Consider the following 8715-nt stretch of genomic DNA (forward strand, 5'->3'; position numbering starts at 1 on the left):
GAATGCCCTGCGTTTTTTAGTCATGAATAACTCCTCGATAGATGTATTTTCCACCATCGGGGTGTCCGGGGAAATTAGACCACTGCACTGTTCAAAATCCGAGTTCGGCTCGGTATCGCACGTCGGTGCAATTCGCCCAAACACCACGATCAGTCCCCTCTCCCCCCGGGAGAGGGTTAGGGTGAGGGGCTTTGCAAAACGTGAGTTCGACTCGACAGTTCAGGTCGGCGTAGCTCGAAGAAACAACTCGGTCAGTCCCCTCTCCCCCTGGGAGAGGGTTAGGGTGAGGGGCTCTTCGCGCAAACGATTAACCCCGCATTAACTCCCATCTTTTTCCTGTCCAGACAAGCTGTTACTGTACGGCCCACTAAGCCCAAGCCGCCTGGATCGGATCTGACTTGAAGCGTCCCCTCCTCCTGCTCCTGATCAGCCTGGCCTTGAGCTCAACCGCAAGCGCGACGATTACCGAAAGTCACGGTTATGCGCAGTTCGGCACGCTCAAGTACCCGGCCAGATTTACCCACTTCGACTGGGTCAACCCGCAAGCGCCCAAGGGCGGTACGTTGCGGGTGATGGCGTTTGGCACCTTCGATACGGTCAATCCGTACACCTTCAAGGGCACCAGCCCGGTCACCACAGCGAATTTCCTCCAGTACGGCATCAATGAGCTGAACGAGCCGCTGATGGTCGGCACCGGCCAGTATTCGCCGTCCGGTGACGAGCCAGCGTCGAGTTACGGCTTGATCGCGCAATCGGTGGAGTACAGCGAAGATCGCAGCTGGGTCGTCTTCAATCTGCGTCCCGAGGCGCGTTTTCACGATGGCACGCCGATCACCGCCTACGACGTAGCGTTCTCCTATCGAACGCTGCTCAAGGACGGCCATCCGCTGTACCGCACTGCCCTACAAGAAGTACTGCGCGTCGACATTCTCAACAAGCAGCGCATCCGTTTCGTGCTCAAGCGCTCGGGCAATCCGCTGTTGATCCTGCGCCTCGGTGAGTTACCGGTGCTGCCGCAACATTACTGGAAAGACCGCGACTTCAAAGCCACCACCTTCGAACCACCACTGGGCAGCGGCCCGTATCGCATCACTTCGGTGACGCCGGGCCGGCAACTGATCTTTGAACGGGTCAAGGATTACTGGGGCAAGGACCTGCCGGTCAATCGCGGCAAGTACAACTTCGATCGCATGGAAGTCGAGTTCTACCGCGACAGCGACGTGGCCTTCGAAGCGTTCAAGGCTGGCGAGTTCGACATTTACATCGAGCATCAGGCGAAGAACTGGGCCAACGGCTACAACTTCCCGGCGATACGCCGTGGCGATGTGATCAAGGCGCAGATCCCGCATCAGATCCCGACCCAGAGTCAGGGCCTGTTCATGAACACCCGCCGCTCCACCTTCGCCGATGTGAAGACCCGCGAAGCGCTGGGCCTGATGTTCGACTTCGAGTGGACCAACCGCGCGCTGTTCAGCGACGCCTACAAACGCACCAGCAGTTACTACCCCAACAGCGAATTCACAACCTCCGGCCTGCCGGTCGGGGGGGAATGGCTGATGCTCAAGCCGTACAAGGAACAACTGCCGGCCAAGCTGTTCACCGAGCCGTTCACCTTGCCAAAAACCGACGGTCGCGGCATTCCCCGGGAAACCATGCGCAAGGCATTGGCGTTGCTCGCCGAGGTCGGCTGGAAGCTCAACGGTCAGCGCCTGCAAAACGCTGATGGCCAACCGCTGCGGTTCGAGTTGCTGCTGGTCAATCCGAACTTGGAGCGCCTCTACCAACCCTACATCGAGAACCTCAACAGCATCGGCATCGACGCGCGCCTGCGCACGGTGGATCGCGCCCAATACAAACAGCGCCTCGATCAATTTGATTTCGACATGATCTCGATGACGCTCAACCAGACCCTGAGCCCAGGCCTTGAGCAGTGGCAGTACTTTCACTCCAGTCAGGTCGGGGTCAAGGGCAGCAAGAATTACGCGGGCATCGCCAATCCAGTGGTCGATCACCTGCTCGAACAATTGCTCGCCGCACGGACCCGCGACGAACAGGTCGCCGCCGGCAAGGCCCTCGACCGTGTGCTGCTCTGGCAGCATTACAGCATTCCCAACTGGTACCTCAATTACCACCGTCTGGCCTACCGCAACCGGTTGGCCTTTGTCACCACACCGCCCTACACCCTGGGCCTGAGCGCGTGGTGGCTGAAGTCTTCGGAGAAAGATCGATGAACCCTATCCGCGCCCTGCTCGTCCAGGCCAGCGGCTTGCTGTTCGCCGGGCTGGCCTTTGCCGCCCCGCAACACGCCGTGACCCTGTACAACGAGCCACCGAAATACCCGGCCGATTTCAAACAGTTTGATTACGTAAACCCCGATGCGCCCAAGGGCGGCATCTTCCGTCAGGCCGGTTTCGGCGGCTTCGACAGCCTCAACCCGTTTATCAGCAAAGGCGTGCCGGCCGATGACGTCGGGCAGATCTACGACACCCTGACCAAGCACAGCCTCGACGAGCCGTTCACCGAATATGGCCTGATCGCCGGCAAAATCGAAAAAGCCCCGGACAACAGCTGGGTGCGTTTCTACCTGCGCCCCGAAGCGCGCTTCCACGATGGCCACCCGGTGCGCGCCGACGACGTGGTGTTCAGCTTCAACACGCTGACCAAGGAAGGCTCGCCGATGTTTCGCGGCTACTACAGCGACGTTTCCGAAGTCATCGCTGAAGACCCGCTCAAGGTGCTGTTCAAATTCAAGCACAGCAACAACCGCGAGTTGCCGCTAATCCTCGGTCAGTTGCCGGTGCTGCCAAAACACTGGTGGGCCGATCGCGACTTCAACAAAGGCAACCTGGAAATTCCGCTGGGCAGCGGCCCGTACAAGGTCGCCGAAGTAAAAGCGGGGCGTTCGGTGCGCTACGAGCGGGTCAAGGATTACTGGGGCAAAGACCTGCCGGTCAACCGTGGTTTCTACAACTTCGACACCATGACCACCGATTACTACCGCGACAACACCGTCGCCCTCGAAGCACTGAAGGCCGGCCAGTTCGATTACTGGCTGGAAATGACCGCAAAGAATTGGGCCAACGCCTACAACATCCCGGCGGTCACCGAGGGGCGTTTGATCAAGGAGCAGATCGCCAACAGCAACCCGACCGGCATGCAGGGTTTCGTTTTCAACCTGCGCCGCCCGCTGTTCCAGGACGCGCGCGTGCGTCAGGCGCTGGGTCTGCTGTTCGATTTCGAGTGGACCAATAAACAGCTGTTCAACGCTGCCTACTTCCGCACTCGCAGCTATTTCGAGAACTCGGAAATGGCCGCCACTGGCCTCCCCGATACCGATCAACGAACGATCCTCGAGCCGTTCCGCAGCAAACTGCCGGCGCAAGTGTTCAGCGAAGCCTTCGAAAACCCGAAGACCGATGCCAGCGGCATGATCCGCGCCCAGCAGCGCGAGGCCTATCAACTGCTGCAGGAAGCCGGCTGGAAGATCGTAGACGACAAAATGGTCGACGCTACCGGCAAACCGGTGGTCATCGAGTTCCTGTTGGCGCAGACCGAATTCGAACGCGTACTGCTGCCGTTCAAGCGCAACCTCAGCGACCTCGGCATCGATCTGGTAATCCGCCGCGTCGACGTTTCGCAGTACATCAACCGCGTACGCTCGCGGGACTTCGACATGATGGTCGGCAGCTTCCCGCAGTCAAACTCGCCGGGTAACGAGCAGCGCGAATACTGGATGAGCGCCGCCGCCGATAAACCGAGCAGCCGCAATTCCTTGGGTTTGAAAGACCCGATCGTCGATCAACTGGTCGAGAATCTGATCAACGCCGACTCGCGCAAAAGCCTGGTGGCTCACGCCCGAGCGCTGGATCGTGTGCTGCAATGGGGTTATTACGTGATCCCCAACTGGCACATCAAGACTTGGCGCGTAGCGTACTGGAACCACATCGGCCACCCGAAAGTCTCGCCAAAATACGACATCGGGATTAACACCTGGTGGGTCAAGCCAGATGCAAAACCGGCGATAGAAGTCGAAACCAAACTGCAAGCCGACCCTGTGGGCACGGAGTAATCAGATGCTGGCGTATATTTTTCGGCGACTGCTGCTGATCATCCCGACCCTGTTCGGCATTCTGCTGATCAACTTCGTGATCATCCAGGCCGCGCCCGGCGGCCCGGTGGAACAGATGATCGCCAAGCTCGAAGGCTTCGAAGGCGCCACCAGCCGCATTGCCGGCGGCGGTGCCGAGGTGTCGGTCGCAGGCTCGTCCTATCGCGGCGCGCAAGGCCTGGACCCGGCGCTGATAAAGGAAATCGAGCACATGTACGGGTTCGACAAGTCGGCCCCGGAACGCCTGTGGATCATGGTCAAGAACTACGCGACGCTGGATTTCGGTGACAGCTTTTTTCGCGACGCCAAGGTCATCGACCTGATCAAGGAAAAGATGCCAGTGTCGATCTCGCTGGGGCTGTGGAGCACGCTGATCATGTACCTGGTGTCGATCCCGCTGGGGATCGCCAAGGCCACGCGGCACGGTAGCCACTTCGATGTGTGGACCAGTTCGGCAATCATCGTCGGCTATGCGATCCCTGCGTTCCTGTTTGCGATTCTGTTGATCGTGGTGTTTGCCGGCGGCAGTTATCTCGACTGGTTCCCGTTGCGCGGGCTGACCTCGAACAACTTCGATGAACTGAGCATGGGCGGCAAGATCCTCGATTACTTCTGGCACTTGGCGCTGCCGGTGACGGCGCTGGTGATCGGCAACTTCGCGACAATGACCCTGCTGACCAAAAACAGCTTCCTCGACGAAATCAACAAGCAGTACGTGGTCACCGCCAAGGCCAAAGGCCTGACCCGTCATCGCGTGCTCTACGGCCACGTGTTCCGCAACGCCATGTTGTTGGTGATTGCCGGGTTCCCGTCGGCGTTCATCGGCATCTTTTTCACAGGATCCTTGCTGGTGGAAGTGATCTTCTCCCTCGACGGCCTCGGTCTGATGAGCTTCGAAGCAGCGATCAACCGCGATTACCCGGTGGTGTTCGGCACCCTGTTCATCTTCACCCTGCTCGGGCTGGTGGTGAAACTGATCGGCGACCTCACCTATACCCTGGTCGATCCGCGCATCGACTTCGAAAGCCGGGAGCATTGAGATGAACCTGTCCCCTCTCAACCGCCGCCGCTTCGAACTGTTCAAGGCCAACAAGCGTGGCTGGTGGTCGCTGTGGCTGTTTCTGATCCTGTTCGGCCTGAGCCTCGGTGCCGAGCTGATCGCCAACGACAAGCCGCTGGTGGTGCATTACGACAACAACTGGTACTTCCCGGCGATCAAGCGTTACCCGGAAACCACTTTCGGCGGCGAATTCCCGCTGGAAGCCAACTACAAAAGTCCGTACATCCGCGAACTGCTCAAGGCCAAGGACGCGTGGGTGTTGTGGGCGCCGATTCCCTACAGCTACCAGAGCATCAACTACGACCTGAAAGTCCCGGCCCCGGCGCCACCTTCTGCGGACAACCTGCTGGGTACTGACGATCAGGGCCGCGATGTGTTGGCGCGAGTGATTTACGGTTTCCGCATTTCCGTGCTGTTTGCGCTGACGCTGACCGTGTTGAGTTCGATCATCGGCGTAATTGCCGGTGCGTTGCAGGGCTTCTATGGCGGCTGGGTCGATCTGGCCGGCCAGCGCTTCCTGGAGATCTGGTCGGGGCTGCCCGTGCTCTACCTGCTGATCATTCTCGCCAGTTTCGTCCAGCCGAATTTCTGGTGGCTGCTGGGGATCATGCTGCTGTTCTCGTGGATGAGTCTGGTCGACGTGGTGCGCGCCGAGTTCCTCCGTGGCCGCAACCTTGAATACGTGCGCGCGGCGCGGGCGCTGGGCATGCAGAACGGCGCGATCATGTTCCGCCACATCCTGCCCAACGCGATGGTCTCGACCATGACGTTTATGCCGTTCATCCTCACCGGCGCCATCGGTACCCTCACCGCTTTGGACTTCCTCGGTTTCGGCTTGCCGGCCGGCAGTCCGTCGCTGGGTGAACTGGTCGCCCAGGGTAAATCCAACCTGCAAGCGCCGTGGCTGGGCATGAGTGCCTTCGCTGTGCTGGCGTTGATGTTGAGTTTGCTGGTGTTTATCGGCGAGTCCGCTCGCGATGCCTTCGACCCGAGGAAGTGAAATGAATCAGGACAATCTGATCGAAGTGCGCGACCTCGCCGTCGAGTTCGGTTTCGGCGAGCGCGTGCACCGGGTCGTCGAAGGCGTGAGTTTCGACATCAAGCGTGGCGAAACCCTGGCGCTGGTGGGCGAATCCGGCTCGGGCAAATCGGTGACCGCACACTCGATCCTGCGCCTGCTGCCCTACCCGATGGCCCGCCATCCGGCCGGCAGCATCAACTATGCCGGGCAAAACCTGCTGGGCCTCAGTGAAAAAACCATTCGCCATATTCGTGGCAACCGCATCGCGATGATCTTTCAGGAACCGATGACCTCGCTGAATCCGCTGCACTCGATCGAGAAGCAGATCAACGAAGTGCTCGGCATCCACAAGGGCCTGACCGGCAAAGTAGCCACCAAGCGTACGCTGGAGCTGTTGGAGATGGTCGGCATCCCTGAGCCGCACAAGCGTCTCAAGGCCCTGCCCCACGAATTGTCCGGCGGCCAGCGCCAACGGGTGATGATCGCCATGGCCTTGGCCAACGAACCGGAATTGTTGATTGCCGATGAGCCGACCACCGCTTTGGACGTGACCGTTCAGCTGAAAATCCTCGATTTGCTCAAGGAATTGCAGGCCAGATTGGGCATGTCGCTGTTACTGATCAGTCACGATTTGAACCTGGTGCGAAGAATTGCGCATCGCGTATGTGTCATGCAGCGCGGTTGCATCGTCGAACAGGCATCGTGCGCAGAGCTGTTCCGTTCGCCGCAGCATCCGTACACTCGGGAATTGCTCGGCGCGGAGCCCAGCGGAGGCCCGGCAAGCAATAAAATCGGCGCGCCGCTGCTTGAGGTCGAGGACCTGAAAGTCTGGTTCCCGATTAAGAAAGGCCTGTTCAAGCGCACGGTGGATCACGTCAAGGCAGTGGACGGCATCAATTTCAGCCTGCCTCAGGGTCAGACTCTGGGGATTGTCGGGGAAAGCGGTTCCGGTAAATCCACGCTGGGTCTGGCGATTTTGCGGCTGATTGGCAGCAAAGGCGCGATCCGCTTTGAAGGCAAACAGCTAGACTGCCTGACGCAGAACGAGGTTCGCCCGTTGCGCCGGGAGATGCAGGTGGTGTTTCAGGACCCGTTTGGCAGCCTGAGCCCGCGCATGTGTGTCAGCGATATCGTTGGCGAAGGCCTGCGGATTCACAAGATGGGCACCGCCGAGGAGCAAGAGGCGGCGATTATTGCGGCATTGAAGGAGGTAGGTCTGGATCCGGAAACCCGGCACCGCTACCCCCACGAATTTTCCGGTGGGCAACGGCAACGAATCGCCATTGCCCGGGCTTTGGTGCTGAAACCGGCGCTGATCCTGCTGGACGAGCCGACGTCGGCGCTCGACCGGACGGTGCAGCGGCAAGTGGTGGAGCTGTTGCGTTCACTGCAAGCCAAGTACAACCTGACGTATTTGTTTATCAGCCATGACCTGGCTGTCGTCAAAGCGCTGAGCCACCAGTTGATGGTGGTCAAGCATGGCCAAGTGGTCGAACAGGGAGACGCGCAAAGTATTTTTGCCGCCCCCCAACATCCGTATACACAGCAGTTGCTGGAAGCCGCTTTTTTGGCACCAGCCACTGCGCAATAACCTGAAAGAGGAGCAACACATGGGTTTTCTCGCCGGTAAGCGCGTACTGATCGTCGGTGTCGCCAGCAAGCTGTCCATCGCATCCGGCATCGCTGCCGCCATGCATCGCGAGGGCGCTGAGCTTGCCTTCACTTATCAGAACGACAAACTGAAAGGTCGTGTTGAAGAATTCGCTCAAGGCTGGGGTTCGAGCCCTGAGCTGTGCTTCCCGTGCGACGTGGCCAGCGATGAAGAAATCGCCAAGGTCTTCGAAGCACTGAGCAAGAAGTGGGACGGCCTGGACTGCATCGTCCACTCCGTAGGATTCGCCCCGGGCGACCAACTGGACGGCGACTTCACCGAAGCCACCACCCGTGACGGTTTCCGCATCGCTCACGACATCAGCGCCTACAGCTTCGTGGCCCTGGCCAAAGCCGGCCGCGAAATGATGAAAGGCCGCAACGGCAGCCTGCTGACCCTGTCGTACCTGGGCGCCGAGCGCACCATGCCTAACTACAACGTGATGGGCATGGCCAAGGCTTCGCTGGAAGCTGGCGTACGTTACCTGGCCGGCTCCCTGGGCCCGGACGGCACCCGCGTCAACTGCGTATCGGCTGGCCCGATCCGTACCCTGGCAGCGTCGGGCATCAAGAACTTCCGCAAGATGCTGGCCGCCAACGAAGCGCAAACCCCGCTGCGTCGCAACGTCACCATCGACGAAGTCGGCAACGCCGGCGCCTTCCTGTGCTCCGACCTGGCGTCGGGCATCAGCGGTGAAATCATGTACGTAGACGGCGGTTTCAACACCACCGCCATGGGCAACATCGAAGAGTGATCTTCGGTTAGCCAATAAAAAACCCGCCTCTTCAGGCGGGTTTTTTTATGCCTGCAACACTGCCCCTGTGGGAGATTCTATGGTTGAGGGGAAGCCCTCAACTGACTTTTGCCTGATATTC

At 59.5% G+C, this 8715-nt stretch carries 6 protein-coding genes; all 6 read left to right on the forward strand.

Annotation, left to right across the window (positions count from 1 at the left end):
* Window positions 1-398: 398 nt before the first annotated feature.
* Genes ACW9IR_RS27200 through fabI form a run of 6 tightly spaced genes read left to right on the forward strand, consistent with a single transcriptional unit; the run spans window position 399 to window position 8594 of the window.
* On the forward strand, window positions 399-2231 hold the full coding sequence (locus tag ACW9IR_RS27200; RefSeq protein ID WP_457465711.1) for an extracellular solute-binding protein: 1833 nt from the start codon (window positions 399-401) through the stop codon (window positions 2229-2231).
* The gene (locus ACW9IR_RS27205; RefSeq protein ID WP_457465713.1) at window positions 2228-4069 is read left to right on the forward strand and encodes an extracellular solute-binding protein; all 1842 of its coding nucleotides are present in this window, start codon (window positions 2228-2230) and stop codon (window positions 4067-4069) included. Before ACW9IR_RS27200 ends, ACW9IR_RS27205 begins: the two co-directional genes overlap by 4 nt.
* 4 nt (window positions 4070-4073) lie before the next feature.
* Window positions 4074-5147, forward strand: a complete 1074-nt coding sequence (locus tag ACW9IR_RS27210) for a microcin C ABC transporter permease YejB (protein WP_150650480.1) — start codon at window positions 4074-4076, stop codon at window positions 5145-5147.
* A 1-nt stretch (window position 5148) separates the two neighbouring features.
* Window positions 5149-6168 carry an ABC transporter permease gene (locus ACW9IR_RS27215; RefSeq protein WP_064587187.1) on the forward strand — a complete coding sequence of 340 codons (1020 nt, stop codon included), beginning with the start codon at window positions 5149-5151 and terminating at the stop codon, window positions 6166-6168.
* A gap of 1 nt (window position 6169) precedes the next feature.
* Entirely contained in the window at window positions 6170-7780 is a 1611-nt protein-coding gene (locus ACW9IR_RS27220) for an ABC transporter ATP-binding protein (protein ID WP_457465716.1), read from the forward strand.
* A gap of 19 nt (window positions 7781-7799) precedes the next feature.
* Entirely contained in the window at window positions 7800-8594 is a 795-nt protein-coding gene (gene fabI / locus ACW9IR_RS27225; RefSeq protein WP_007910591.1) for an enoyl-ACP reductase FabI, read from the forward strand.
* Window positions 8595-8715: the final 121 nt, after the last annotated feature.

It is taken from the genome of Pseudomonas sp. SDT291_1_S447 (genome assembly GCF_054070155.1).